Below are 24108 nucleotides of genomic sequence, written 5' to 3' on the forward strand. Positions count from 1 at the left end.
GTTATTTTTAGCAGCCTTTAAAATGCTCTTAAAAAAGCTAAAATGATTAGCATTGCGCCTGATAACCAAGAGAGATTTATATTTGTATTTTCGACTAATTTTCTCCCTATAAATGCTCCGAATAAAATTGCTATTATGCCAATTAATAAGGCAACTATAAGAACTTGAATATAGTTAATAGATATAAGGCTGCTACCAAATCCAACTGCTAAACTATCTAATGATAGAGCCATAGCAAGATAGAAGGCCTCTTTTGATGTAAGTATTTTAGATTTATCAAAATCAGCCTTTATTTCATCAGCATATACTTGTAAAACGATATTAAAATCGAATAATTTAAAAGTCAATGGTGATAAATCATTTGATTTATTTTTTATATAAGATTTCAATAAACTTTCAAAAAGTCTATATACTCCTAAAAGAAAAAGTACAAGAAAACTTATAATTCTTGCAACATTAGCAGATATATAATTTTGAAGGAATCCACCAACTAGAAGTGAAAATCCGAGCATACTAGCTGAAATTATATCCACTATCAACGCAGAGGTAAGTGGGATTTTAATTTTACTAGTGCCATATGCAATACTTGCTAGGAATGAATCTATTGATACTGATAAAACTAATAATATTGTCTCTAGCATAAATTTGTCCTCTGAAATTATTATTACTTCATAATATGAAAAAAATATGCATATAGTTACAAAATTTGATTACACATAAATATAGTGAAGTAAAAAAATAGTGGTAAAAAATCTTTTTTAAATATAAAATATTATTTGATAATTAAATTAAAGGAGAACAAAATGAATAATAAAGAATTAAACTTAGATGATAATGAAAAGAAGATAATGAGCTTTTTAGATGAAGATGGTAATAAAGTAGATTTTGAGGCTATAGCAAGAATTTATTTAGAAGAAATAGAATATTTATTATTAGCTCCAATCGATGAAAAGAGTGAAGATGTATATGTCTTTAGAGTAGATAACGTAGATGGAAAAGAGGAGTTAAACTTAGTAGAAGATGATAAGGAGTTTTTAGCTGTTAAAAAGGAATATAAAAAATTGTTATATTAATTGGAGGAAATTATGAATTGTAGTAAGATTATAGAAATATTAGATGAAAATTGTTTAACTGAAATTGAAGAATTAAAAAAAGGAGATGGTCTATTCTTAGTAAAATTCTTTTTAGACTTTGATGAAGATGTTTTAAAAGCAGCAAGAAGTTATTCAAATGAAGAAAGCGATTATGAAGAAGAAAGTAGTCAATGGTATAAAGAATACTTCATTCCGTATCTTTATGAATATGGAAATGATGAAGTTGTTGATATAATTGAAGAAATAGTTGAAGAGTTAGAAATTTCAGGAGAGGTTATGGCTTTTCAAATTGATTCAGTAAACTGTGAAAGCATTCAATTCATGGCCTTATTTACAGAAGAAGATAGTGATTTATCTATTGAGGATGTTGCAAAAGAGTTTATTTGCTAATTGATAGGTACACATGAAAAAAATTCTATTGCATATGAAATAATCTATGATATAATAAAATCATAAAATAAATCCTGAGATGTGCGCTAAGCTTATAATATTCAACCTACATTATTGATACGGGATTTGCAATAGCTAAAACAATGTCAGGCTTCAGTAATTCACTTTAAGTGGCAGGAGAAGGCAGCGGATTAGTGAGCTTAACCCACCTGCGAGCCGCAGGTATGAATATTTAAGTGACCGGCATGTTGGGAGTATATTTGCTAATAACACCTTATATAATAAGGTGTTTTTTATTTAAAGAATATAGAAACTTTTTAAGTTAATAGCTAAAAAAGTTTCTATATTTTTTTATAAGGAATTATATTTAACTAATTTATAAATAAAGTAATCATCAAATTCACACATAATAAATATTGAGTAGACTATTTAAGCAACCTTTTTCAAAGGGTTGCTACCAAAGTGTTTTCTAATATATCTTTTATAGATATTCTTTTGTGATTTACTTATTAGCTTGTCCAAATCTTGTGAAAGATAAATTATTAATTTGTTGCTTGGAGAAAGGTATCCTAATAAGAAGTTTAGTATAGCTTTCTTTAGTATTATTTGTCTTCTACATTTCTTTATCATTTTTAGTAGCACCTCCATCTATTTACAAAATACATCTTGTTATAACAATATTATACCAAAAAGTGTAAAAATGTAAAATGAAATCATAAAACAAATAACAACAAATTTGTCTAAATTTTTTCTGTAAATTTTATCATAATTTGTAATATTAAAGAATATAATGAAAATTATGTAATGATATTTATTTAATATAAAAAATAAAGGGAAAAGAGTTTGTCGAAATTATATAAGTTGATATTGATTAAAATAGAGGGTAAAATATAAGAAAGGGTTAAATTTAAATTAAGTTAAGAAGGAGAACTAAAGATGGATTACCAAAACATGAAGATGGATGATGTAATAAAAAGAATTAATGAACTTTACAAGAAAAGTAAAGAAGAGGGATTAAACGATTCAGAAAAAGAAGAGCAACAAATTTTAAGAAGAAGATATATAGATAGTGTAAAAAGTAATTTTAGAGCTCAACTAGAAACAGTAGAACCAAAAAAAAGAAATTAAAGGGTGATAAATTTGTCAGTTACAGTTGAAAAGATAATAAAAGATTTTGACATGGAAGTATTAGTTGAAGGAGAGAAAAATGTAGAAGTATTTGTTAATGATATAAATAGACCAGGATTACAATTATCAGGGTTTTATAATTACTTTGCTCCTGAAAGAATACAGGTAATAGGAAAAGCTGAATGGAGTTTTTTAGATGCTATGGGGTTAGAACTTCGTAAGAAAAGAATAGATAAATACTTCAGCTTTAATTTAAAATGTTTAGTAATTACAAGGGACTTAGAGCCTCACGAGGAATTATTAAAAGCAGCTAAGAAAAATAAAATTTGGCTTATAAGAACGAGATTAGTTACTACAAAACTGATTAGTAAGTTAACAATTTATCTTACAGGACAATTAGCACCAGAAACTAGACTACATGGAGTATTAGTTGATGTATATGGAATAGGAATATTAATAACAGGTGAAAGTGGAATTGGCAAAAGTGAAACTGCTTTAGAACTTATAAAAAGAGGTCATAGATTAGTAACTGATGATGCAGTAGATATAAAAGAAATTGATGGTGAGTTAATTGGTAGATCTCCAAGAATTACTATAGGTATGCTTGAAGTAAGAGGAATTGGAATAATAGATGTAGCATCATTATATGGATTAAGTTCAATATTACCTGAAAAGGATATACAATTGCTTATGCATTTTGAACATTGGAAAGATGATGGGGATTACGATAGACTAGGATTAAATGATGATCGTCAAGATATATTGGGGGTTAAAGTTAGAAAGCTTAGAGTTCCTGTAAGGCCAGGAAGAAATATTGCTGTGATAATAGAAGCTGCTGCTGTAAATTATAGACATTCACTTATGTCTGATGTTACTCCAGTAGATATAATTGAAAGTAGAATGGATAAGATAATAGAATAATACTTATATTAATATAGTATAGATTTAAATAATAATTACAATAAATAAAATTAGGAGGGCTAATATGGACAAAAAGGAAGATAAAAAAAATCCTTGGTTAAAATATACAGGAGATAAGAAAGAGGAATTATTTGATTTTTGTAAAGGATATATAGATTATATGTCTTTATGCAAGACAGAAAGAGAATGTGTATTAACAAGTGTAGATATGGCTATTGCTCTAGGATATAGAGATTTAGAAGAAGTTATAGAAAATGGAGAAACTTTAAAATCAGGTGATAAGATATTTATCAATAATAAAGATAAAGCATTAGCACTATTTCTTATTGGTGAAGAGCCAATTGAAAAAGGTATGAGAATAATAGGATCTCATGTAGATTCTCCAAGATTAGATTTAAAGCAAAATCCTCTATATGAAGATTCTAACCTTGCTATGATGGAAACACATTATTATGGTGGAGTAAAAAAATATCAATGGGTTACATTACCTTTAGCATTACATGGAGTTGTTGTTAAGAAAGATGGTACAAAAATTGATGTAGTAATTGGTGAAGATAATAATGATCCTGTTGTAGGAATATCTGACCTTTTAATACATTTATCTGCAGATCAACTTCAAAAGAAGGCTAATGTAGTTATTGAAGGTGAAGATTTAAATTTATTAGTTGGAAACATGCCTTTAGAAGGGTGTGAAAAGGATGCTGTTAAAGCAAATATTCTTAATATTTTAAAAGAAAAGTATAATTTTGAAGAAGAAGATTTTTTATCAGCAGAAATAGAAGTAGTTCCAGCAGGAAGAGCTAGAGAATATGGATTAGATAGAAGTATGATAATGGCATATGGTCAAGATGATAGAGTTTGTGCTTATACTTCATTAATGGCTCTTTTAGATTTAGATAAGAGTAAATACACTTCAGTAGTATTATTAGTAGATAAAGAAGAAGTAGGAAGTAACGGAGCAACTGGTATGCACTCAAAATTCTTTGAAAATGTTGTTGCTGAAGTAATGGATAGACTAGGAGAATATTCAAGTTTAAAGTTAAGAAGAGCATTAGCAAATTCAAAGATGTTATCAGCAGATGTTACAGCGGCTTATGATCCTAATTATCCTTCTGTAATGGAGAAGAAAAACTCTGCATATTTTGGTAAGGGTCTTGTATTTAGTAAATATACAGGAGCTAGAGGAAAATCAGGATGTAATGATGCAAATCCAGAGTTTATGGCATGGCTTAGAAATGTTATGGATAAAAATGATGTTTTATTCCAAACAGCTGAACTTGGTAAAGTAGATCAAGGCGGCGGTGGAACAATCGCATATATCTTAGCAGAATATAATATGGAAGTTATTGATTGTGGAGTAGCACTTCAAAATATGCATGCTCCTTGGGAAGTTTCAAGTAAGCTAGATATCTATGAAACTATGAGAGGATATAAAGCTTTCTTAGAAGAGGAATTAAATTAATTTAAAAAATAAAGCTGTATCAATATGAGTCTTATTTAACTTGTATTGATACAGTTTTATTTTTACTATAAATAGGTATAAGTATTTAAAATTTTAAGATATTATTACATAAGGAATTTAGAATTTTAATTCTACACTATTTTATTCACATATTTTAATTATGTGAATAAAATATATCATAGGCAAGGAGGGGATTTATTATGAACTTTGATTGGTCAAGATTTAAGAACTATGGTTTATGGGTTTCTATTCTTGCATTAATACCAATGATTTTAAGTGCTTTTGGTATAGATGTAGTACCAGAAGAGTATCAAGCTATAACTAACACGATACTATCTATATTAGTAGCATTAGGAATAGTTAGTAATCCAACAACTCAAACTAAGTGGTTTAATGATGATAAAAGAATAGGTAAATAAATAGATTTAAATGTAATTATTTAAAGAGATATTATTTTTTGGTAGTATCTCTTTTTTATTATTAAAGATATTTGAAAGCCTTAATAAATTAATATAAAATTAAATTATTATAATATTGAAAAGTGAGAGTATATATGAAAATTGGGGAATTTAGTAAGGTAAACAAAATAAGCATAGAAACTGTAAGGCATTATATAGATTTAGGGATTATAATACCATATAAAAATGGTGCTCAATATGAATTTAATGAAAAATGTCAAAATGAGATTGAAAATATTTTAGAACTAAAATCTTTAGGTTTCACATTAAATGAAATAAAATCTATTTTTATTTATGAAACATTAGGAAAACTTAGCGCTGCTGAAAAAAATAATATCTTACATGATATATTTACTTTAAAGCAAAGGGAAATAAATAAAAAAATAAATAAATTGGTAGAAATAGAAGGTAAATTGATAAAGAAAATAGAAAGTATAAATACAGTAAAGGTAAAAAGAAATTTTAAATTAGGAATAGATATTAAAAATTTAAATTTACTATCATGTGTTATTTGTGGACAAGATTTATACTTAGAAGAGGGAAATATAAAAAACAATCAAATATTAGATGGAAAATTAAAATGTGCTTGTGGTATGGGATATAGTATAAAGTCTGGAATATTAATTGTTGATGAATATTCTGAGAAGGATGGAAGTAAAGTATATAACAATGTAATTAAAGAATATATAAAAGAAACGGATAAAAATTATATTTTAAGCGTAAGAAAAGGATTAGATTGGGCATGTAATAACCTTTGTAAAATTGATTTTAATGATAAAGTAATCTTAGAAATAGGAACTGGATTAGGATTTTTACTAAGAAATTTATATGATAATTTAAATGATAGCAGTTTATATATTGCTATAGATAATAATATTGAAAAGCATAATTACTTAAAATCATTAATTGAAAGAAGTAATTTAAAAAAGAATATAATGTTTATTTGCACAGATTTTAAATATATACCGATAAAGAAAAAATCTATTGATATATTTCTAGACTATGGAGGTAGTAGTAATTATTGGTTTGAAGAAAATGATTTTTCTATTAAAGATATATTAAAGTATTTAAAGGAAGATTCATATGTTGGATTATCATATATTTTATTTAAAAAATTTGCATTAAATAACTCTATAAAAGAAGAAAATAGAAAGAATTTTAATATTAATTATATTAAAGAAGAACTAAGGAAATATAATTTTACTATGATATCCGATCAAAAATCAGATTATTTAAATAAGCCTAGTATATATGAAGATTACTTTTCAAGTAGTGAAGAAGTTTACTCATATTTATATTTTGGAAAAAGGTAGGGTTAACCCTATCTTTTTTTATAAATCCAATAAAAATATATATAATAAGTACTTGATATGGTGTTAAGAAGATATTATAGAATTTTCTAGAGGTGATAAGAATGAAATTTATAAAAAATAAAGAGGATAAAAATATTATCTTATTTTATCTAGGAAGCTTAATATCAATATTTGGGACAGCTATATATACTTTTGCAATAAGTTTATATACTTTAAAAATAACTGGGTCAAGTATTAGTTTTTCTACGACTTTGATTTTGAGTATACTACCTATAATTATATTAAATCCAATTGTAGGAGTTATAGCTGACAAATTTAATAAGAAGAAATTAGTAGTTACAGCGAATCTATTAAATAGTATATTTCTATTTGTAATATATTTAATAAGTGATTGGAAAGGATTAAGCATCGGAATTATTTATTTAAGTACTTTTGTTATTACTAGTATAAATATTATATTTGATGTTAGCATAGATTCAGCAATACCTAATATTGTTTCAAAAGAAAAAATAGTTAATATCAATGCAGGAAATAGAATAATAGATTCAATATCCTCTGTACTTGGTCCTGTGCTTGGGGGAATTGCTTTTGCCGTATTTAGTATAGAGTATTTTATATTAATAAATTCTATTTCATTTTTAGTTTCAGCTATTTTAGATATTTTAATTGATTTTAAATATAATATTGATAGTGAATTAGAAGAAAAAAACGAAGAAAATATTACTATAGGAAAATTAAATTATTTTAAAGAAATAGCAGAAGGTTTTAGATATTTAGTAAATAAAAGATATATTGTTGATATTTTAGCTATATTTATAATATTTAACTTCTTTATATCTTTCTCAGTTACAATTCCAATACCCATTATATTAAATAATATATTAGAAATTCCAGCTAAAAGCTTTGGATTAATTCAAGGAGCAATTCCAGTAGGGATGATAATAGGTGCTTTTATGGTAAAAAAGATTATAGCTAAATATAAATTAAATAGTATATTTTCAGTAATAGGAATAATTATGTCTGTTAATATAATATTACTTTCTATTCCACTTCTTATTAATAGTATAAATAATAAACATATATATGTTATTTACTATTTGGTTATAATGATTTTTATGGGTATATGTATATCTTTAGTTGATATTCCATTTTCATATACTATGCAAACTAATATAGAAGAAGAATTTAGAGCGAGGTCTTTAAGCTTAACAATAAGTATAGTAAAAGTAGTTGTGCCTATATCATATTTAATATCAGGAGTTTTACTTCAAAGTATAGAAGCTTATGTAGTAGTTTTATTTGGGGGAATTTCAGTATTGATAGTAAGTACAATATTTTATAAATATATAACAAATAAATAAAGAGATGTCTTATACACCTCTTCATTTAGACTGTAAAATTATAATAGTATTTTACACTAAAATATTTGAATATATAGTATCAAGGGGCTGTTATAGACAGCTCCTTAGTTGTAAGATAGCACCCAATTTAGCATTGAAATTATAGAACCATCTTGAGGAATATTAACATCTCCTACATTTCCATGGCCTTTATCATTAGGAATTCCATGACAATCAGATCCGCTTGAAATAAATAAATTCTTATCTTTAGCTAGTTTTAAAAATTTCTCTGTATCTTTTTCGGTATTTTTATAATAGATTGCTTCAAGTCCATCGAATCCTAGATTTAATATATCTTCAACTGGAGTCTTCTTAACTAATACAGGATGTGCTAAAAAAACTAAAGCATTATATTTCTTTAATAATTCAATACCTTCCTTAGTAGAAAGTTTAGTTGATGGAATATAAGCAGGACAATTATTGCCTATGAAATTATCAAATATATAATCATGGTCATAAGAATAACCAGCATCTATTATAGCTTTTGCTATATGAGGTCTAGCAATAGTATCTTTTCCATTTGATAAAACCTTATTTATATCAATTTCAATATTATGATATTTTTTTAAGTTATCAACTATCTTATATGCTCTGGAAATTCTTCTTTCTTTAAATTCATTTAATATATTATTAAGTTTTGGATTATCATAATTATCTTTATTAAAAAAGCCTAAAATGTGAATTGATTCTCCATTATATTCTGTAGATAGTTCTATTCCAGGAATTAATTTAACATTAATAGCTTCTGCTTCTTTTAAAGCTTCTTTTATACCAGTTAATGTATCGTGATCTGTTAATGAAACATAGTCTAAGTTTCTTTCTTTTGCCATTTTTACTATATCGCTAGGAGTAAATCTACCATCAGAGCAAATAGAATGAATATGCAAATCGCATTTAAACATATATCTTCTCCTTTCAAATTAATAATATATAACTTAAAATTTTAAAGTTATATATTATTATGATATAATCTATTCATTAAAAATATTTTAACACAATAGATTTACTTTTAATACAAAACATGGAGGATATTTATGCTTTTAATGATAGATAATTATGATTCTTTTGTATTTAATTTAGTTAGGTATATAGAAGAGCTAGGAGAAGAAGTTTTAATATATAGAAATGATAAGATAACAATTGAAGAAATAGAAAAATTAGATATAGATGGAATAATAATTTCTCCAGGACCAAAGACACCAATTGAAGCAGGGATATCATTAGAGATTTTACATAATTTCAAAGGAATTAAGCCTATACTTGGAATATGTTTAGGTCATCAGTGTATAGGTCATTATTTTTCTAGTAATATAATTAAAGGAAAAGAGCCTGTGCACGGAAAAATAAGTTATATTAATCATTCAAATAAAGACATATTTAAAGATGTAAAAAATCCATTAAGGGTAACAAGATATCATTCACTTATAATAGATGATAAAAATCTTAGCAATGATTTAGAAGTAACTAGCTATACTGAAGATAATGTAGTTATGGGAGTAAAACATAAAAAATATCCTATCTTTGGAGTTCAATTTCATCCTGAAGCTGAAATGACAGAAGATGGACATAAAATAATAAAGAATTTTATTGAAATATCAAAGAACTTTAAGGAGGATATGAATGGTTAAAGTAAGAGAAGTTAAAATAAATTCTAATCCTCTTGAGGTGTATAATGTTTTCAAGGATGAAATAAATACAATACTATTAGATTCATCTAAAGAAGATAAAGTTCTATCTAAATTTTCATTTATAGGAATAAATCCTTTTATGATTTTTGAATCAAAGGGACAAGAGGCATTTATTAACAAAGTAAAAGTTCAAGGTGAACCTTTTATAGTTTTAGAAAGACTTATAGAAAAATACAGATGTTATAATCATGATTATAACAATATTCCTCTTATTTCAGGAACAATAGGATATATATCATATGATACAGGAAGAATATTGGAGAGTCTTCCAGATACAAGTGATGAAGATTTTAATATAAGTGATATGAAGTTTATTTTTTATAGGAATATAATAGTTTTTGATTTAGAAAATAATAAACAATACATAACATCAATAAATGATTATGGTTATAATGAAGAGTTAGATTACTTAGAAGAAAAGATAGGTTTAGCAACTATAATAAAAGAGAAAAATTTTGAATCATTAAATAGTAATTTTAAATCTAACTTTGAAAAAGAAGATTACAAAAATGCAATTACTAAATTAAAAAACTATATTGTAAATGGTGATGTTTATATTGCAAATATGACTCAAAGATTTTATACAGAAAATGAAGAAGAGTCTTTTGAAATATATAAAAAGCTAAGAACTATAAATAAGGCGCCTTTTTCTGCTTATATGAATTTTGAAGATTTTCAAGTGATAAGTTCTTCACCTGAAAGATTTATAGAAATAAATAAAGGGAAAGTAGTTACAAGGCCAATAAAAGGGACAAGACCTAGAGGAGAAAATGAAGAGGAAGATATAAAAAATAGTTTAGAGCTTATAAATAGTGAGAAAGATAGAGCTGAGCTATTAATGGTGGTAGACCTTGAAAGAAATGATTTAAGTAAGGTGTGCAAACCTCACACTGTAAAAGTAACTGAACTGTTTAAACTTGAAAAATATGCAACTGTATTTCATTTAGTTTCAACTGTAGAGGGAGTATTAAAGGATGATGTATCAGCAGTAAAGTGCATAAGAGAATGCTTCCCTGGAGGATCTATAACAGGAACACCTAAAATTAGAGCTATGGAAATAATAGAGGAATTAGAAGGATTAAAAAGAAACCTTTATACAGGTTCTATAGGCTATTTTGATTTTAGAGGAAATGCAGATTTTAATATAGCTATAAGAACAATTATTAAAAAAGAAAATAAAGCTTACTTTGGAGTTGGTGGTGGGATAACTTATGACTCTATAGAAGAAGATGAGTATAATGAAACACTAGATAAAGCTAAAGCTTTAATGAGGGTATTATAATGAGAAATATAATAGTAGGAAAAGATAAGATAACTATAGATAGTGGATATTTTTTTGCTAGAGGTGTATTTGAAACAATATTAGTAAAAGATAAGCCAATATTTTTAGAGGAACATATAAATAGACTTAATAATGGTATTAATACGCTACAAATTGGAGAATTAGTTGAAGTAGAAGATATTAATAATATAATAAAAGACTATGATATAAGACATTGTGCTTTAAAGATAGTTGTCACTGAAAAAAATATAGTATTAGAAACTAGAGAGCTACTATATAAAAGTGGAGATTATTTAAGGGGATTTTCATTAAAGTTAGCAGATACAATAAAAAATTCTACATCGAAATTAACATATATAAAATCTATGAATTATTTAGAAAATCTTTTAGAACGAGAAGAGGCTTTAAAAGAAGGATATAATGAGGTTATATTCTTAAATGAAAAAGGATATGTATGTGAGGGTAGTTTATCTAACATATTTATTGTGAAAGATGGCATAATAGTGACTCCAGAAGTTAAAAGTGGATTACTTCCAGGAGTAGTTAGAGATTATGTAATTAAAAATTTTCAAGTAGTAGAAAAAGAAATAAACTTAGATGAAGTGATGAATGCTGATGAAATATTTATAACAAATAGTTTATTAGGTATAATGGGTGTAAGTAAATTTGAAAATAGAATTTTGACAGAAAATAAAATCACAATTAAGATTAGAGAAGAGTATGAATCAAAAATTGAAAATAGGAGGTGCTCTTAATGATAGATAGAGAAAAGGTATTAGAAGGAGTAAAACTAATACTGGAGGGTATTGGAGAAGATCCAAATAGAGAAGGGCTTTTAGATACTCCAGATAGAATAGCGAGAATGTATGAAGAAATATTTTCAGGCATAGGAAAAGAAGCAAAAGATGAATTGTCAAAAACTTTTACTGTTGAAGGTAATGATTTAGTACTTGAAAAAGATATAACATTTTATTCAATGTGTGAGCATCATCTTGTACCTTTTTATGGCAAAGCTCATATTGCATATATACCAAAAGGAAGGGTTGCAGGACTTTCAAAACTTGCAAGATGCGTAGAAGTTTATGCGAAAAAACCACAATTACAAGAAAGATTAACAACAGAAGTTGCTGATGCAATAATGAAATATTTAAATGCAGAAGGTGTTATGGTAGTAATTGAAGGTGAACATATGTGCATGACTATGAGAGGTGTGAAAAAGCCAGGAACAAAAACTATTACTACAACATATAGAGGATGTTTCAAAGAAGATTACGAATTAAGAAAAGAAGTAATGAGTTTATTAAAATAGGAGGTAGATTTTTGGAAAATGTTAATAAAATTCTAAATAATCCTAAATATAAAAGCTTATTAAATGAATTAAATGAATTAGAAATAAATAGAGAATTTTGTAATCATACCCTTGAACATTTTTTAGATGTTGCAAGAATTGCTTATATAACTGTATTAGAAAAAGGATTAAGATATAATAAAGAAGTAATATACTCAATAGCATTATTACATGATATAGGAAGAGTTTTGCAATATAATGAAGGCATAGATCATCATAAAGGTAGTGCTATAATAGCAGGAGAAATATTAAAAGATACAAATTTTTCTGATGAAGATAAAGCATTAATTATTAAATGCATAAAAGAGCATAGAAAAGAAAGTGATGATGAGCTTTCAAAAATAATATATAAAAGTGATAAGCTTTCAAGAAATTGTTTTAATTGTAAGGCTTATAATGATTGCTATTGGGATGAAAATAAGAAAAATAAAATTATAATATTATAAAAATATAATATAGGGGCAGGGAAATATGAAGATAGGAAGAAAAATAATAAATTTAGATGAAAGAACTTATGTTATGGGAATACTAAATGTAACGCCAGATTCTTTTTCTGATGGTGGTAAATATAATGAAGTTCACGAAGCTTTAAAAAGAGCAAAACAAATGTTAGAAGATGGAGCCGATATAATAGATATAGGTGGAGAATCAACAAGACCAGGAGCAGAATATGTATCTGAAGAAGAAGAAATAAAAAGAGTAGTTCCAATAATTAAAGCTATAAGAAGTGAATTAGATGTTTTAATATCAATAGATACTTATAAAAGTAAAACTGCAGAAGAAGCTATAAAAGCAGGAGCTGATATTATAAATGATGTATGGGGATTTAAAAAAGATGAAAATATAGCTAAAGTAGCAGCAGAATATAATGTTCCATGCATATTAATGCATAATAGAGAAAATAAACCTTATACAAATTTAATGAAGAATGTATTGGAAGATTTAATAGAAAGTATAAATATAGCTTTAAACGCTGGAGTAAAAAGAGAAAATATTATATTGGATCCAGGTATAGGATTTGCTAAAAATTACGAAGAAAATTTAATTGTAATGAACAACTTAGAGCAGATTGTAAATATAGGATTTCCTGTTTTACTTGCAACTTCTAGAAAATCAATGATTGGATTAGCTTTAGACTTACCAGTAGATGAGAGAGTAGAAGGAACAATAGCAACTACTGTTATGGGGATAATGAAAGGCTGTAAAATTGTTAGAGTACATGATGTGCTAGAAAATAAAAGAGCTTGCATAATGACTGATAAAATATTAAAAATGAAATAGAGGGAAGACTATGGATAAGTTATATTTAAAAGATGTTGAAATATTTGCAAACCATGGCGTGTTTGATGAAGAAAAATCTCTTGGGCAAAAGTTTATATTATCTTTAGAATTGGATGTAGATTTAAGCTTAGCATCTAAGACAGGAGACTTAACAAAGTCTGTTCATTATGGGGAGCTTTGTCATAACATAGAAAAAGAGTTTCAAAAAGAAAGTTATGATTTAATAGAAACTGCGGCAGAAAAGACAGCAGAATATGTATTATATAATTATGATTTAGTTAAAAATATAAAAGTATTATTAAAAAAACCATGGGCTCCAATAGGAAGACATTTAGATACAGCAGCAGTAGAAATAAATAGAGGTTGGCATAAAGCCTATATTGCATTAGGTAGCAATATTGGAGAAAAGGAAGAAAATATAAATATTGCTATAGAAAAAATTAAAAGCAATAAAGAAATAAAGGTGATAAAAGAGTCTACTATAATAGAAACAGAACCTTGGGGATATGAAAATCAAGATAGTTTCAAAAATGCTGTAATAGAAGTAGGTACTATATTAAATCCAAGAGAACTAATGACTTTACTTCTAGATATTGAAAAAGATATGAAAAGAGAAAGAATAATTAGGTGGGGACCAAGGGTAATAGATTTAGATATAATTTTTTACGATGATTTAGTAACCAGTGATGATTTTGTAACAATACCACATCCTAGGATGGAAGAAAGAGAATTCGTATTAGCTCCATTAAATGAAATAGCTCCTAATATGATACACCCTTTAAATAAAAAAAGAGTATTTAGAATGTTAGAAGAAATAAAAAAATAAAATAGTAAACAAAATAATAATCAAAATAGTTTTATGAAAGAACATAAGTTGATTAAAATTGGACAGTAGATAGGCTTGAATAAAAACAAGGATTTATCTACTGTCTTTTAAAATATTATAAGACTATCCCTCAAATCCACTTGAAACTTTCTTTATATACTCACAAAATTTATATAAATTATAATAATCAGAAACACCTTCCATAGAAATCAGATCTTCTTCATAGACACCATCCCAAGGATGAACTGATATTAATTTGTCATTATATGCATTTATTATATATTTTGAATCTGAAAACTCTATAATTAACTTATATTCAGGATTAAGGTCTTTTTCTATTTCAGCTCCATAGTTTTCATCACTTAATGATTCAACAAATTCAGGTAGAATGCTGTGTTCGTCCTCATTAACATTATAATACTTATATACATTTAAATCAAAAATCTTAATTGTATAGGATTCTTTATTATTTAGTTTTTCTTGAATTTCATTCGTATAGTAATTATTACTAGGTTTAGACTTTGGTCTTATGTATTGTGACTTATTAAAATTACAACCAGTAAATAAAAATATAATTAATACAGAACTAAAAGCAAAAAAATATTTCTTCACGATATACCTCCTCAAATAATAAGCTATATATAAACTTATTCCTATAAAAAAGACTTTAGAACATTTTCACATAAAAGAGAATAGAATGAACTAATAATAATTTTCCTTGGAGGCAGGGTGAAGTACGGAATAGATATAAATAATATTAGAATTTTAAATGCCATTTCACAAGGATTAAAAGAAAGAGGCAATTTTATTGTAGATTTATCTGAAAATCAGAATAAGAATATGGGGAAAAACTTATTAGAAAAAGTCTTGATTGCCAATATAACTAATATAGATTTTTATATTGGAATAGAATTTAAAAATGATATTTCTATGTGCAAAATATTCTATGATAAAAATTCAAAAGTTTGTTGTGAAATGGTAGAAAATCTTTTTAAAGATAACCTTAAAAAGACGATTTGTGAAAAAGGTGAGCATCTTTATTTACTTAAAAATATAAATGCACCTGGATTATATATAAAGGTACCACTAGAAGATGAAGAGATAATAGAAAAATTAAATATAGAAGGAATAGTTAATATATTAGCTAATTTTAATTTATAATGCGTGATAATAAAAATAATAGTCTTAATATGGTGTGAAATTTTTTGAAAACTATAATTTCATACCATATTTTTATGAAATTATATAAAAAGATTTTAGTAATAAAAATATAGTTTTTGTAGTAGAAATAAGTATCAGTAATAATGGGGAGAGTATTATGCAGATAATAGCTACTATAGGACCAAAATCTACAGATAAATGGATTATTAAAGAACTTATAGAAAATGGGGTAGACATATTAAGGTTAAATTGTTCTCATTTTAATAAAGAAGAATTTGAATATGTGATAAAATTTTCTAGAGAGATAAAAAGAAATGTACATATACTAGTTGATTTATGTGGAAAAAAAATAAGGGTATCTAAAGATTTAGAATATATATATAAGATTTATAATGGACAAGAAGTGTATTTTTGTGGAGAAGATTTTTATAGGAATATAGATACTTCAAAACTTAATGAAATGAAGCTTATTCCGCTAACGATAGGAACTGAAGAAATAATAAAGAGTGATATAAAATCTATATCTATGAAGGATAATACTATGAATTTTGAAATTATAGAAATAGATAAGGGAGTAATAAAGGCTAAAGTTCTTAGAGGTGGAATTGTAAGAGGGGGAAAGGGATGTAATTTATCTAATATATATGATGATAAAGCTTTTTTAAGTGAAAAAGATAAAGAAAATATATTATGGGCATTAGATAATGACGTAGATATAATTTGCCAATCTTTCGTTGAAAGAAAAGAAGATATAAATATAATAAAGAAATTAATAAAAGAAAAATATCCAGATAATAATTGCAAGCTATGGGCTAAAATAGAAACACCTAATGGAATAAATAATATTAAAGAAATTTTGGAAGTAGTTGAATCTATTGTTATAGGGAGGGGAGATTTAGTACCAGAGTCAGGGATATTAAATGCTGTGAATCTTCAAGAACAAGCTATTGATATTATAAAGAGAAATGATAAAAAGGTTATTATAGCTACACATGTATTAAATAGCATGAAGAATGGACATCCTGCAACTTTACCAGAAATAGAAAGCATTCATAAATTTATTAAATATGGAATTAATGGATTTTTATTAGCTGGCGAAACATCTATAGGAAAAGCACCAATACAAACTGTTAAGTTCTTAAAAAATGCAATAGAATATTATAGTATAGGTGATAGAAATGAGTAAGAAGATAGAAAATATAATTTATTCAGTATTGTGGGTACTTTTAGGAGTTGCGATAATTTTATTATTTTTATATGTATATAAACGTGTTTGGTAAGATGTATTTTAAAGGATAATATTTATATTTAATATACAACTAGTTTTAATTATGTAATTTATTAATTGAAATATAAATTTAAGTTTAAAATCTTTGAAGTAATATTCAAAGATTTTTTTGTGTTTATTACCTTCAGTTTCGAAATAGACATATATTAATTTGCTTTGACTTATAACAAAGTGTGGAATAGATGAAATTATATATTTTCATTTTTTTATTATAAAAGATTCATAAGCTTAAAAATCGTACGATAAATATGAATAAGAAGACTTAATTTTAATGTATAATTGATTGAAACAAGTAATTTAAAATGATACTAAAGGTGGGAAGGTAATGTACAATATATTACATATAGAGCAAAGTGGGTTTTTCTCTAAGTTATTAGAAAAAATTGTTAAAGAAAAGGGACATAAGTATATTAATGTAAGGGATTTTAATGAGGCAAGAGACGTTTTAAGTTCACAAAAGATTAGTCTTATAATATCATCCTTATATGCTAATGGTGGAGAGATTGAGGAATTTGTAGAAGTGATAAACAAAAGATTTGATATTCCCATCTTTGTAGTAACTAGTGAAGATATGGATGATAAAAGAAAAGATTTAGTTAATCTGGGAATAAGTGAGTATATACTAAAGAAAGATTTAGAAGAAGAAGTTAGAAATTATTTAGATATTATATTTAGAACTGATGAGTATATGAGAGATCTTCAAGAAGCTAATATAGCAATAGTTGAAGATAATGAATTTTTTTTAGAGTTAGAAAAAGAAATATTAAGAAGTAGAAAAATATATAATGTAGATTACTATAAAGATGGGAAGTCATTAATAGATAGTGGGAAAAAGTATGATATATATTTAATAGATATTATTTTAAAAAATGAATTTGGTAAAGATATAATTAGAAAAATAAGAAGAAGTAATATTGACTCATCAATAATAGCTGTAACTGCCTTAGATAATAATAAAGCATTGTCTAAGATTTTAGATTGTGGTGCGGATGACTTTATAACTAAGCCAATAGATGAGGAGTTATTCATAGCAAAGTTAAAGTCTAATGTAAGGATATATAGTCTTCAAAAAAAGTTAGATAAATTTATTAAAAATTAATATTCTTAAGGGAAAAGAAATATTTTCTTATAGTTTTTGTAACAGTACTGACATAAAAACATAGTATTATATGTATATAGTTGTTAGCGCAGCTTAGCAATTAATAATTTATCCCCTTAATAAAAAAATGATATCCCACCATGGATATCATTTTTTTATTATATCATTCCCTACAAAAGCTTTCACAATTAGTTTGGCTATATAATTTAGCGTCATTTCCTGAAACATTTATAGAATTTAATGAACATAATTGATTTTCGTTATATTTACAACTATTAACCTTACATACTAAACAACTACAAGGATCTCCTTCATCATAAACATTATTAGTTAAATTCCCATAGGTATATCTATCTAAGAATGATCCACAACATGTATCAGATTCAACATCTGAATTTTTTCCAACAACGTTGATACGGTTAGCAAAACAAATATTTTCTTTGTTATGGGAACAATTATTTGCGCTACAATAAATTTTTTGCATTGAAATCTCTCCTTCTTAACCAATAATTAATTAAAATATCTATCTAATAAGCCTTTGAATGCACAGCCATGTCTAGCTTCATCCTTACACATTTCATGAACTGTATCATGAATAGCATCAAGGTTTTGTTGCTTAGCTAAATCAGCGAGCTTCTTTTTACCATCACAAGCACCATATTCAGCTTCGACTCTAGCTTGTAAATTTGCTTTTGTATCAGCAACAACAACTTCACCTAAAATTTCTGCAAATTTGGAAGCGTGCTCAGCTTCTTCATAAGCAATTCTTTTATATGCCTCGGCAACTTCTGGATATCCTTCACGATCTGCTTGGCGTGACATAGCTAAGTACATTCCAACTTCAGTACACTCACCTGTAAAGTTAGCTCTAAGTGCTTCTAAAATTTCAGGGTCAAGATTACTTCCAGTACCAATTTTATGTTGATCTGCCCAATTCATTTCATCAGTGATCTCCTGGAATTTTTCAGGACCTACCTTACAGACAGGACAAAATTCTGGTGGTGTATTTCCTTCATGGATATAGCCACAAACAGTACAAACAAACTTTTTCATTTTGAATCCTCCTTAAAATAAATTTAGATAATAATCTAAAATATAATACTAGTATTTACTAAATATCGTAAAAAATACATAATTAATAAAAAGAAATATTTTAATATTAAATCATAGTAGATGCTAATATTGAATTAAAGTAAATTATAATATTTAAGAATATATGTATACTAAATTCTTGGGGGAGGAAGAGGTGGGGAAAGCTTATTTTAATAATAATGGAGATTATAATTAATAAATGAAAAAGTTATACTAAGTATTAAAAAATAAAACTTAGTATAACTTTCTATATATTTAAAATAACTCATAAATATCAGATAATTCTCTTATAATTTTTTCATCATCTATGAAGTATTTAAAATCAGTATTTTCTAAAGGCTCCTTTTCAGATAGGATTGGTAAATTAACTATAAATTCAGTGCCATCAGTATATTCATCATTAACAATAATAGATCCTCCATGCATCTCAACTAGCGCTTTTGTTATTGATAAACCAATACCACTGCCTTCAGTTTTTCTAGAGAGAGTATCATCTACTTTAAAAAATTTATCAAAGATAAGATTTCTTAAGTTGCTTGGTATTCCTATACCATCATCTCTTACAATTATTTTAGCGAAATCTTTATCAGTGTTAACTTTAACTAAAATATTTCCATTAGGATTAGTAAATTTTATTGCATTAGATAGAAGATTTAGCAATATTTTTTCTAATGCATAAGTATCTAAATTCATATATAATTTTTCAACATTCGTATCAAAAACGACATTAAGCTTCTTATATCTTGTATAGGGAATTATAGATAAGGTTAAGTCTTCAAGAAAAGATACTATATCGAAATGTACAAGATTTAATTTAGCCGAACCAGAATCAATTTTAGTTATATCTATTAAATTATTTATTAGTTTCAACATTCTTAAGCAATTTTGTCTTACGCTCTTTTCATATTTTAAAAAACATTCTTTTAGTGAATCAGGATCTCTATCCTTTAAAGAACTCATAAGCTGCACAGAAGAATAAATTATATTAACAGGAGTTCTAAGTTCGTGACTGAGATTAGAAAAGAAGTCGTCCTTAATTGAATGGTAACATTTTAGATTTTCATAATCATCAAATAATTGAATATAAATATCAGATTTTTTACTTCTATTATAATTTTCAAGAGTTTCTTTTGAAGCCTTAAGATAATTAAGAGCTTCCTTATAATTTTCAATAGCTTCAAAATCTTTATAGATCAATTCATATGAATATATTGTGTTTTTATTTTTGTATTTTTCAGAATAAAGTAATGACTTTTTATGATGGAATAAAGCGTTATCATAATCATTTAATTTAAAAAATAAATTTCCATATTCTATTTCTATCCAATAATCAAATTCCATAAATTTAAACTTTGAAATATTACTTTTATATATATAGTATGCATTGTCTAAGTAATAAAATAAGTCATTTAATGATGAATCAATTATGAAATCATAGTTTTGAGATATTTTACATTGGACTAGTAGTAGATTATACTTTATAAGATAAAAATCAATATAATAAAGATCTAACTTATAAATACTTTTTTCAATAATATTTAATAATTCATCTATCTCAGTTAACTTTGTATTAGATTTCATATATATTTTTAATAACTTAATATAGATATCAATTTTAATATTAATAGGTAATGAATACTCATAATTTTTTAAAATACTTTTATATAACTTTGTACTATCTTTAAATTTATATAATTGCATATAAACTGAAGCTATATGATAGTTTGCTAAAATTTCTATTTCATTTTGAACATTAAATTTTGAAATAGATATAGCTTTATTTAAAAGCTTTATTGATATACTATTTAAATTTAGATATTTATAATATATAATTCCAAGTATTAAATATGCTTGAGGCGCATATTGATATTCATGTTCTGCTAAAATTTTAAATGAACTATCAATATTATTATATAAGGAAATATCAAATTTATAGATTTTTAAGTTTATGGCAGAAGTATTTATATGAAGAAAAAGAAGAAGTTCAAATTGATTATTATCTTCTAAAAATAATTTACCTAAATTAAAATATTTCTTGTGTGAATCAATATTATTAATTTTTAAATTAATAATAGACAAATAAATATATAAGACTCCTATAAAGAATGAATCTTTTATAAGGTCTTTACTTTGAATCAATTCATTAAATATGCTTATAGCATAAAAGTATTCTTCTAATTTTTCATTACAAATTCCAATTATAAGTTTTATTATAAACTGTTCATTTTTATCAATACTATCATTAATTAATCTATTTTCCATATCTTCAGTTAAATCATTAAGATAAGTTCTATTTATAAATATATTTGGGGTGAAAAGTAAATTCTTTATTATATCTATATAAAAATTATTAGAATTAGTTATTATTTCTTTGTTGACAATTTCCATTAACACAACCTCCACAAAATGACTAGTTTATATAATATTTTACCATAAATTCAATTTTATGTATAATATTTATGAGAAAGTTGATGAAAAAGTTATTATTTTGGAAGAAATTATATCATTTAGGTTTGCGTATAGGGTTAATATAAATATAAAAAATACATATTTATAATAAAAATAAATGGTGCAATATAGTTATATATTCATATTATAAAGAAAGTGTTAATTATGATATGGAGGATATTGCTATGAAAAGAATAATATATAGTGCTTTATCTAATATGTTATCTCGTAGTGAAAATATGAAGAATACAAAAGCTGAATTATCTTCATTAAAGGAATTTCCATATAAAATAGAAATTATAGCAGAAAATTTATTTGTTCCTTGGGCTATAGACATAAGCAGTGATGGTAAAATATATTTTACAGAAAGATCAGGTATAGTTAGGATAATTGAAAATGGTAAACTTAAGGAAGAGCCATTAATTAGGTTTACTTCACCTTTCATAAGTAGAGGGGAAGGTGGCTTGATGGGAATTGCACTAGACCCAAGTCATTTAGAGAATAATTATATTTATGTAATGCATTCATATTTAGAAGAAAATAAAATCTATAATCGAGTAATTAGATTAATTGAAAGAAATAACAAGGCATTTATTGATAAAATTATTCTAGATAAAATTCCAGGTGGAGAAATTCATAATGGAGGACGTATAAAGATAGGAGAAGATAAGAAGATATATATAACAACGGGGGATGCAGGAAATCCTAATTTATCACAAGATGTTAGAAGTTTAGCAGGAAAGATATTAAGAATAGAGTTAGATGGAAGTATTCCCAAAGATAATCCAATTAAAAATTCACCAGTTTATAGTTTAGGTCATAGAAATCCACAAGGATTAGCATGGAGTTCAAATAATGTTCTGTATGGATCAGAGCATGGACAAACAGCGCATGACGAGATAAATATTATAAGGCCAGGAGCCAATTATGGGTGGCCTTTAGTTCAGGGAGATGAAAATTCTAATGTAATAAAATCACAATTACCATTGATTCAAAGTGGAAATATTACATGGGCACCATCAGGAATGACTTTTATAAATAAAGGTCCATGGGCAGGTAAATTACTAGTAGCTACTTTACGTGGAGAACAGTTACTTGTAGTATCATTAGAATCAAATGGAACATCTGTAAATAACATAGACTCATTGTTTAAAAATAAGTATGGACGATTACGTGAAGTTGTTCATAGTAAAGATGGATCTATTTATATTACAACAAGTAATAGGGATGGAAGAGGTAATATTAATGTCGGAGATGATAAAATTATAAGATTAATTCCTAGTTAAGTTAGGAAGAATAAGAGAATTTTGAACAATATATTATACATTTTAAAATAAGGGGCGTTTTTATACAGCCCCTTTAGTATTATAAAATAAATTTATAATACTAAATAAAAATATAAATAATATATATTTACTGAGGTAATATCAGTATTATATAATTCAATTAATTAAAGATACTTTACATATTTACAATATATAGTGATGATTTTACTAAGAGAGGTTAAGATGAGTAGGATGTTAGAAGATTTTAAAATTGGCCTTGTACTTTCCGGAGGTGGAGCTAAGGGAGCATATGAGGCTGGAGTTTTTAAAACATTATGGGAATTAGATTTAATAGATAATGTAAAAGTTATATCAGGAACTTCTGTAGGATCTGTGAATGCTTTGCTATTTGCTATGAATGATAGAAAAATTATAAAAGATAGTTGGAGTAGTATAACATATTCTAGATTCATAAGATTACAAGAAAGAACTAGAAATATAAAAATACCTGAATTTATAAAGACTATTGCTCATGGTAATTATGAGAATAGCATAATAGAGCAAATAAAAAATAATGATATAGGGCTTTTATCACAAATAGGTATAGAAAATTTTATAAAGGAGTATGTAAATATAGAAACTATAAATATGCATAATAGAGATATATATGCATGTGCATATAATGTAGATAAAAAAAGTCCAGAGTACTTTAAGTTAAATGAATATAGCAATGAAGAAATATTGAATATAGTTTTAGCATCTTGTGCTATACCAATAATCTTTAGTCCTATAAAAATAGGAAATAATAGATATGCAGATGGAGGAATTAAGTCACCAGAGTACTCTAAAAATAATATAGACAATATTCCAATAGCACCATTAAAGAAATATGATTGTGATTTAATAATTGTTGTAGGTTTATCTAATAAGGATAGGTTAAATAAAGATGGATTCGATAAAAATAAAATTATAGAGATATATCCATCTAAAAAGATAGAATTAGTTAATGGAGCTGGAAGTGTAATGATAAATAAAAGTAAGTTAAATGACAACATTGAATTAGGTTACAGAGACTCTATGATTAAGTTAGCTCCTTTAATTATTAAGCTTATTAAGGATAAGTATAATAGAGAACAAGAATAATAACTTTTGATAATAGATTGA

General features: G+C 25.7%; 27 protein-coding genes. 20 read left to right on the plus strand and 7 right to left on the minus strand.

Annotated features, from left to right (window positions below):
* Window positions 1-17: 17 nt before the first annotated feature.
* The gene (ytaF, locus tag J7M87_RS12070; RefSeq protein ID WP_291651296.1) at window positions 18-641 is read right to left on the minus strand and encodes a sporulation membrane protein YtaF; all 624 of its coding nucleotides are present in this window, start codon (window positions 639-641) and stop codon (window positions 18-20) included.
* A gap of 162 nt (window positions 642-803) precedes the next feature.
* Between ytaF and J7M87_RS12075 the strand changes: the two genes are divergently transcribed.
* Window positions 804-1073: a DUF1292 domain-containing protein gene (locus tag J7M87_RS12075; protein ID WP_291651297.1), complete on the plus strand. Its 270-nt coding sequence runs from the start codon at window positions 804-806 to the stop codon at window positions 1071-1073.
* Between the two features lie 12 nt (window positions 1074-1085).
* The gene (locus J7M87_RS12080; protein ID WP_291651298.1) at window positions 1086-1484 is read left to right on the plus strand and encodes a hypothetical protein; all 399 of its coding nucleotides are present in this window, start codon (window positions 1086-1088) and stop codon (window positions 1482-1484) included.
* A gap of 429 nt (window positions 1485-1913) precedes the next feature.
* Here the strand turns inward: J7M87_RS12080 and J7M87_RS12085 are convergent, their stop codons facing one another.
* A complete protein-coding gene (locus tag J7M87_RS12085; RefSeq protein WP_291651299.1) occupies window positions 1914-2114 on the minus strand; it encodes a hypothetical protein in 201 nt (66 codons plus the stop codon).
* A 306-nt stretch (window positions 2115-2420) separates the two neighbouring features.
* On the opposite strand from J7M87_RS12085, the gene J7M87_RS12090 reads away from it, so the two are divergent.
* The 6 genes from J7M87_RS12090 to J7M87_RS12115 all read left to right on the plus strand — a co-directional run bounded on the left by J7M87_RS12090 (window position 2421) and on the right by J7M87_RS12115 (window position 8127).
* On the plus strand, window positions 2421-2612 hold the full coding sequence (locus J7M87_RS12090; RefSeq protein WP_291651300.1) for a DUF896 domain-containing protein: 192 nt from the start codon (window positions 2421-2423) through the stop codon (window positions 2610-2612).
* 12 nt (window positions 2613-2624) lie between these two features.
* A complete protein-coding gene (gene hprK / locus J7M87_RS12095) occupies window positions 2625-3533 on the plus strand; it encodes an HPr(Ser) kinase/phosphatase (protein WP_291651301.1) in 909 nt (302 codons plus the stop codon).
* Window positions 3534-3597: 64 nt separating this feature from the next.
* Complete coding sequence (locus J7M87_RS12100) at window positions 3598-4995, plus strand: aminopeptidase (protein WP_291651302.1); 1398 nt, start codon at window positions 3598-3600, stop codon at window positions 4993-4995.
* Window positions 4996-5195: 200 nt separating this feature from the next.
* Complete coding sequence (locus tag J7M87_RS12105; protein WP_291651303.1) at window positions 5196-5414, plus strand: phage holin; 219 nt, start codon at window positions 5196-5198, stop codon at window positions 5412-5414.
* Between the two features lie 134 nt (window positions 5415-5548).
* Window positions 5549-6766 (plus strand): MerR family transcriptional regulator, encoded by a 1218-nt coding sequence (locus J7M87_RS12110; RefSeq protein ID WP_291651304.1) that lies wholly within the window; start codon window positions 5549-5551, stop codon window positions 6764-6766.
* A gap of 101 nt (window positions 6767-6867) precedes the next feature.
* Window positions 6868-8127, plus strand: coding sequence for an MFS transporter (locus J7M87_RS12115; protein ID WP_291651305.1), 1260 nt, complete (start codon window positions 6868-6870; stop codon window positions 8125-8127).
* 104 nt (window positions 8128-8231) lie between these two features.
* On the opposite strand, the gene J7M87_RS12120 is transcribed toward J7M87_RS12115, so the two are convergent.
* On the minus strand, window positions 8232-9068 hold the full coding sequence (locus J7M87_RS12120) for a PHP domain-containing protein (protein WP_291651306.1): 837 nt from the start codon (window positions 9066-9068) through the stop codon (window positions 8232-8234).
* Between the two features lie 132 nt (window positions 9069-9200).
* Between J7M87_RS12120 and J7M87_RS12125 the strand changes: the two genes are divergently transcribed.
* From J7M87_RS12125 to folK, 7 genes are read left to right on the plus strand one after another with little or no spacing between them, the layout of a single operon-like run.
* Window positions 9201-9794, plus strand: coding sequence for an aminodeoxychorismate/anthranilate synthase component II (locus J7M87_RS12125; RefSeq protein ID WP_008679676.1), 594 nt, complete (start codon window positions 9201-9203; stop codon window positions 9792-9794).
* On the plus strand, window positions 9787-11136 hold the full coding sequence (gene pabB / locus J7M87_RS12130) for an aminodeoxychorismate synthase component I (RefSeq protein ID WP_291651307.1): 1350 nt from the start codon (window positions 9787-9789) through the stop codon (window positions 11134-11136). The genes J7M87_RS12125 and pabB overlap by 8 nt, the downstream gene beginning before the upstream one ends.
* Window positions 11136-11891, plus strand: coding sequence for an aminotransferase class IV (locus J7M87_RS12135; protein ID WP_291651308.1), 756 nt, complete (start codon window positions 11136-11138; stop codon window positions 11889-11891). The genes pabB and J7M87_RS12135 overlap by 1 nt, the downstream gene beginning before the upstream one ends.
* Window positions 11891-12445 carry a GTP cyclohydrolase I FolE gene (gene folE, locus J7M87_RS12140; RefSeq protein WP_291651309.1) on the plus strand — a complete coding sequence of 185 codons (555 nt, stop codon included), beginning with the start codon at window positions 11891-11893 and terminating at the stop codon, window positions 12443-12445. Before J7M87_RS12135 ends, folE begins: the two co-directional genes overlap by 1 nt.
* An 11-nt stretch (window positions 12446-12456) precedes the next feature.
* Window positions 12457-12930 (plus strand): HD domain-containing protein, encoded by a 474-nt coding sequence (locus tag J7M87_RS12145; RefSeq protein WP_291651310.1) that lies wholly within the window; start codon window positions 12457-12459, stop codon window positions 12928-12930.
* A 25-nt stretch (window positions 12931-12955) separates the two neighbouring features.
* Entirely contained in the window at window positions 12956-13765 is an 810-nt protein-coding gene (folP, locus tag J7M87_RS12150) for a dihydropteroate synthase (RefSeq protein ID WP_291651311.1), read from the plus strand.
* Window positions 13766-13775: 10 nt separating this feature from the next.
* The gene (gene folK / locus J7M87_RS12155) at window positions 13776-14591 is read left to right on the plus strand and encodes a 2-amino-4-hydroxy-6-hydroxymethyldihydropteridine diphosphokinase (RefSeq protein WP_291651312.1); all 816 of its coding nucleotides are present in this window, start codon (window positions 13776-13778) and stop codon (window positions 14589-14591) included.
* A gap of 123 nt (window positions 14592-14714) precedes the next feature.
* Here the strand turns inward: folK and J7M87_RS12160 are convergent, their stop codons facing one another.
* The gene (locus tag J7M87_RS12160; RefSeq protein WP_291651313.1) at window positions 14715-15203 is read right to left on the minus strand and encodes a DUF4883 family protein; all 489 of its coding nucleotides are present in this window, start codon (window positions 15201-15203) and stop codon (window positions 14715-14717) included.
* A gap of 117 nt (window positions 15204-15320) precedes the next feature.
* Between J7M87_RS12160 and J7M87_RS12165 the strand changes: the two genes are divergently transcribed.
* The 3 genes from J7M87_RS12165 (at window position 15321) to J7M87_RS12175 (ending at window position 18139) form a co-directional block, all read left to right on the plus strand.
* On the plus strand, window positions 15321-15752 hold the full coding sequence (locus tag J7M87_RS12165; protein ID WP_291651314.1) for a hypothetical protein: 432 nt from the start codon (window positions 15321-15323) through the stop codon (window positions 15750-15752).
* Window positions 15753-15909: 157 nt separating this feature from the next.
* The gene (locus J7M87_RS12170) at window positions 15910-16938 is read left to right on the plus strand and encodes a pyruvate kinase (protein WP_291651315.1); all 1029 of its coding nucleotides are present in this window, start codon (window positions 15910-15912) and stop codon (window positions 16936-16938) included.
* A gap of 427 nt (window positions 16939-17365) precedes the next feature.
* Window positions 17366-18139 carry a response regulator gene (locus tag J7M87_RS12175; protein ID WP_291651316.1) on the plus strand — a complete coding sequence of 258 codons (774 nt, stop codon included), beginning with the start codon at window positions 17366-17368 and terminating at the stop codon, window positions 18137-18139.
* A gap of 163 nt (window positions 18140-18302) precedes the next feature.
* Here the strand turns inward: J7M87_RS12175 and J7M87_RS12180 are convergent, their stop codons facing one another.
* The 3 genes from J7M87_RS12180 to J7M87_RS12190 form a co-directional block, all read right to left on the minus strand.
* Window positions 18303-18623 (minus strand): DUF1540 domain-containing protein, encoded by a 321-nt coding sequence (locus tag J7M87_RS12180; protein WP_195264196.1) that lies wholly within the window; start codon window positions 18621-18623, stop codon window positions 18303-18305.
* A gap of 26 nt (window positions 18624-18649) precedes the next feature.
* Complete coding sequence (locus J7M87_RS12185; RefSeq protein ID WP_008679657.1) at window positions 18650-19192, minus strand: NADH peroxidase; 543 nt, start codon at window positions 19190-19192, stop codon at window positions 18650-18652.
* Between the two features lie 294 nt (window positions 19193-19486).
* Window positions 19487-21619 carry a HAMP domain-containing sensor histidine kinase gene (locus J7M87_RS12190; RefSeq protein WP_291651317.1) on the minus strand — a complete coding sequence of 711 codons (2133 nt, stop codon included), beginning with the start codon at window positions 21617-21619 and terminating at the stop codon, window positions 19487-19489.
* Between the two features lie 245 nt (window positions 21620-21864).
* Here J7M87_RS12190 and J7M87_RS12195 point away from each other — a divergent pair, with 245 nt between their 5' ends.
* Window positions 21865-22965: a PQQ-dependent sugar dehydrogenase gene (locus J7M87_RS12195; RefSeq protein WP_291651318.1), complete on the plus strand. Its 1101-nt coding sequence runs from the start codon at window positions 21865-21867 to the stop codon at window positions 22963-22965.
* A 222-nt stretch (window positions 22966-23187) separates the two neighbouring features.
* A complete protein-coding gene (locus J7M87_RS12200; RefSeq protein ID WP_291651319.1) occupies window positions 23188-24087 on the plus strand; it encodes a patatin-like phospholipase family protein in 900 nt (299 codons plus the stop codon).
* Window positions 24088-24108: the final 21 nt, after the last annotated feature.

It is taken from the genome of Clostridium sp. (assembly GCF_017888565.1).
Lineage (GTDB): Bacteria > Bacillota > Clostridia > Clostridiales > Clostridiaceae > Clostridium.

Bases quoted from the DNA above. Each gene is read 5' to 3' on its own strand.
- ytaF (WP_291651296.1), bottom strand. From the start codon at position 641: ATGCTAGAGACAATATTATTAGTTTTATCAGTATCAATAGATTCATTC.
- J7M87_RS12075 (WP_291651297.1), top strand. From the start codon at position 804: ATGAATAATAAAGAATTAAACTTAGATGATAATGAAAAGAAGATAATG.
- J7M87_RS12080 (WP_291651298.1), top strand. From the start codon at position 1,086: ATGAATTGTAGTAAGATTATAGAAATATTAGATGAAAATTGTTTAACT.
- J7M87_RS12085 (WP_291651299.1), bottom strand. From the start codon at position 2,114: ATGATAAAGAAATGTAGAAGACAAATAATACTAAAGAAAGCTATACTA.
- J7M87_RS12090 (WP_291651300.1), top strand. From the start codon at position 2,421: ATGGATTACCAAAACATGAAGATGGATGATGTAATAAAAAGAATTAAT.
- J7M87_RS12100 (WP_291651302.1), top strand. From the start codon at position 3,598: ATGGACAAAAAGGAAGATAAAAAAAATCCTTGGTTAAAATATACAGGA.
- J7M87_RS12105 (WP_291651303.1), top strand. From the start codon at position 5,196: ATGAACTTTGATTGGTCAAGATTTAAGAACTATGGTTTATGGGTTTCT.
- J7M87_RS12110 (WP_291651304.1), top strand. From the start codon at position 5,549: ATGAAAATTGGGGAATTTAGTAAGGTAAACAAAATAAGCATAGAAACT.
- J7M87_RS12115 (WP_291651305.1), top strand. From the start codon at position 6,868: ATGAAATTTATAAAAAATAAAGAGGATAAAAATATTATCTTATTTTAT.
- J7M87_RS12120 (WP_291651306.1), bottom strand. From the start codon at position 9,068: ATGTTTAAATGCGATTTGCATATTCATTCTATTTGCTCTGATGGTAGA.
- J7M87_RS12125 (WP_008679676.1), top strand. From the start codon at position 9,201: ATGCTTTTAATGATAGATAATTATGATTCTTTTGTATTTAATTTAGTT.
- pabB (WP_291651307.1), top strand. From the start codon at position 9,787: ATGGTTAAAGTAAGAGAAGTTAAAATAAATTCTAATCCTCTTGAGGTG.
- J7M87_RS12135 (WP_291651308.1), top strand. From the start codon at position 11,136: ATGAGAAATATAATAGTAGGAAAAGATAAGATAACTATAGATAGTGGA.
- folE (WP_291651309.1), top strand. From the start codon at position 11,891: ATGATAGATAGAGAAAAGGTATTAGAAGGAGTAAAACTAATACTGGAG.
- folP (WP_291651311.1), top strand. From the start codon at position 12,956: ATGAAGATAGGAAGAAAAATAATAAATTTAGATGAAAGAACTTATGTT.
- folK (WP_291651312.1), top strand. From the start codon at position 13,776: ATGGATAAGTTATATTTAAAAGATGTTGAAATATTTGCAAACCATGGC.
- J7M87_RS12170 (WP_291651315.1), top strand. From the start codon at position 15,910: ATGCAGATAATAGCTACTATAGGACCAAAATCTACAGATAAATGGATT.
- J7M87_RS12175 (WP_291651316.1), top strand. From the start codon at position 17,366: ATGTACAATATATTACATATAGAGCAAAGTGGGTTTTTCTCTAAGTTA.
- J7M87_RS12180 (WP_195264196.1), bottom strand. From the start codon at position 18,623: ATGCAAAAAATTTATTGTAGCGCAAATAATTGTTCCCATAACAAAGAA.
- J7M87_RS12185 (WP_008679657.1), bottom strand. From the start codon at position 19,192: ATGAAAAAGTTTGTTTGTACTGTTTGTGGCTATATCCATGAAGGAAAT.
- J7M87_RS12190 (WP_291651317.1), bottom strand. From the start codon at position 21,619: ATGGAAATTGTCAACAAAGAAATAATAACTAATTCTAATAATTTTTAT.
- J7M87_RS12195 (WP_291651318.1), top strand. From the start codon at position 21,865: ATGAAAAGAATAATATATAGTGCTTTATCTAATATGTTATCTCGTAGT.
- J7M87_RS12200 (WP_291651319.1), top strand. From the start codon at position 23,188: ATGAGTAGGATGTTAGAAGATTTTAAAATTGGCCTTGTACTTTCCGGA.